General features: G+C 66.0%; 1 protein-coding gene. It reads left to right on the plus strand.

From position 1 onward, the window contains the following. Nucleotides 1–2485 (plus strand): TonB-dependent receptor (locus H928_RS0120165; RefSeq protein WP_027011173.1); only part of this gene is annotated, 2485 nt, incomplete at its 5' end. Between the last annotated feature and the right edge of the window lie 107 nt (nucleotides 2486–2592).

Genomic DNA, 2592 nt, shown 5'->3' on the forward strand with positions numbered 1-2592 from the left:
GCCTTCATTGCTTTTCCGTGCCCGGCGCTCGCCGCTGGCCCATGCCGTGCTCTTGCTGGGCCTGGCGCTGCCGCTGCAGGGCGCGCTGGCACAAGCCGGCAGCCCCGCCCAGACCCTGCGCTTTGACATGGCCGCCCAGCCGCTGGCCGCTGCGCTGGACCAGTTTGCCCGCCAGGCGGGCCTGCAGCTGGTGTTTGCCCCCGAGCTGGCCGCCGGCCGCCAGGCCCCGGCCCTGCACGGCCAGTTGCCGCTGCGCGAGGCGCTGGACATGCTGCTCAAGAACAGCGGTCTGCATGGCCGCATGCAGGATGGCACCTTGACGGTAGAGACGGCGCCCACGCGCGAGAGCACCTTGGCCGAGGTGCGGGTGCAGGCCCGCCGCGCGGTGGATGGCACCACCGAGGACACGGGCTCCTACACCAGCCGGGTCACCAGCATCGCCTCCAAATCCGACCTGGCTTTCCGCGAGATTCCGCAGTCGGTATCGGTGGTCACGCGTGCGCAGCTCGATGACCGCCGCCTGACCGAGGTGCGCGATGCGCTGGCCGCCACGCCGGGCATCACGACGTCGCTGACCAATTTCGAGTCGACCAATTTCTTCTCGCGGGGCTTTCAGATCGACAGCATGCAGGTGGACGGCGGCGCGCCGCTGAACATTGCCAGCTATACCTACAGTGCCACCCAGAACATGGACTTCTATGACCGGGTCGAGGTGATGCGGGGGGCCTCCGGCCTGCTGGGCGGCGTGGGTGATCCGGGCGGCATCATCAATGTGGTGCGCAAAAAGCCTTTGGCCGAACCGCGCGTCACGGTGCAGCAGTCGCTGGGCAGCTGGAGCAACTACCGCAGCATGCTCGATGTGACCGGTCCGCTGGCGCTCGACGGCCGGGTGCGGGGCCGTGCGGTGCTGTCCTATATCGACAGCGACTCCTACATCGACATCAAGCACAAGCGCTCGCCCCAGTTCTACGCCGTCATCGAGGCCGATCTGACGCCCGACACCTTGCTGAGCGCCGGCATGAGCCGCGCCAACACCCGCACGCGCGGCGAGGGCGGGGGCGATGTGCCGCGCTACAGCGATGGCAGCGACATTGGCCTGCCGCGCAACGCCAGCCTGACCCAGCCCTGGGCCACGGGCCGCACCCAGAAAAATGAGCTGTTTGCCGCGCTGGAACACCGGTTGAACCCGAACTGGCGCGCCAAGCTGAATGTGACACGCAGCACCTCGGACTATGACGGCACCACCGCCTTTGGCTATGGCGCGCTGGACCGCGAAACGGGCAGTGGTGTGACCTGGAACGGCGGCGGCCACTATCTGTACAAGAACACCCAGACGGTGGCTGATGCCAGCCTGTCGGGCAACTTCTCGCTGCTGGGCCGCACGCATGAGCTGGTGCTGGGCGTCGATCGCCAAAGTGTGGAGAGCTTCTGGAATGTGGGCTACTCCAGCGATCCATCAGGCGTGGTACCGATTGATGTGTTCAACCCTGGCTACTGGCAGCCGGCGGCGGCTGGCCCGGTCTCGCGCCGCTACAACCCCTGGGGCCAAAAGCAGCTGGGCGGCTACGGCGTGCTGCGCCTGCACCCCACGGACCGGCTGCATGTCATCCTGGGTGGGCGCTACGCCAAGTACAAGTTCAACCAGGTGTATGAGGCTATGGATGCGGCCGGCAACTGGGAGCTGGCATCGGGCAGCCGCTTTAGCGAGCCTGGCAAGTTCAGCCCCTATGGCGGTGTGATCTATGACCTCAATGGCCAGTGGTCTGCCTACCTGAGCTATGCGTCGATTCTCAAGCCGCAGGCCTTGTCCAAGTCCGGCCCGCCGCCCGGCGATTCGCTGGCGCCTGTCAAGGGCAAAAGCTATGAGGCGGGCCTCAAGGGCGAGCTGATGGAGGGCAAGCTCAACGCCACCTTCAGCCTCTTCCATGTGGAGCGCAGCGGCACGGCCGTGCTTGACACGCGCTACCCCAACAACCACGAGGAATGGTCGGGCAACTGCTGCTACCTGCCACAGGGCCGGGTCACCAGCCGGGGCTTTGATGTGGAGGTGGGCGGCGAGCTGCGTGCGGGCTGGCAGGCGTCTGCGGGCTACACCTATGTCTCCACCCGCGATGAGACCGAGGGTGCGCCTTTCAGCAGCATCACGCCGCGCCATCTGCTCAAGCTGAGTACGGCGTATACCTTGCCGGGTGAGCTGTCTGCCTGGCGCGTGGGGACCAGCGCCCACATCCAGAGCAAGCACTATGTGAAAGACAGCTTGTACGACGCGGACTGGAACCCGGTGCGCAACTACGACTTCAGCCAAGGCGGCTACGCCGTGTGGAATGCGATGCTGCAGTACCGGGTCGACCCGCGCTGGACCGTGACCTTGAACCTCAACAACCTGTTCGACAAGACCTACTACCAGTCGGTGGGTTATGCGAGCGGCAGCAACTACTACGGCAGCCCGCGCAGCGCGATGCTGACCTTGCGGGGGAGCTTCTAAACAAAAAAGCGCCGGGCCGCTGGCTTGAACCCGTACCGTTTGAGGGCCCACCCGCTGCCACAGGCGGGGGGGTCCTCGACAGGGGCTTACAAACCAGCTGGCCCTTT

The organism is Comamonas sp. B-9 (genome assembly GCF_000410635.1).
In the GTDB taxonomy this organism is placed as follows: domain Bacteria; phylum Pseudomonadota; class Gammaproteobacteria; order Burkholderiales; family Burkholderiaceae_C; genus Comamonas.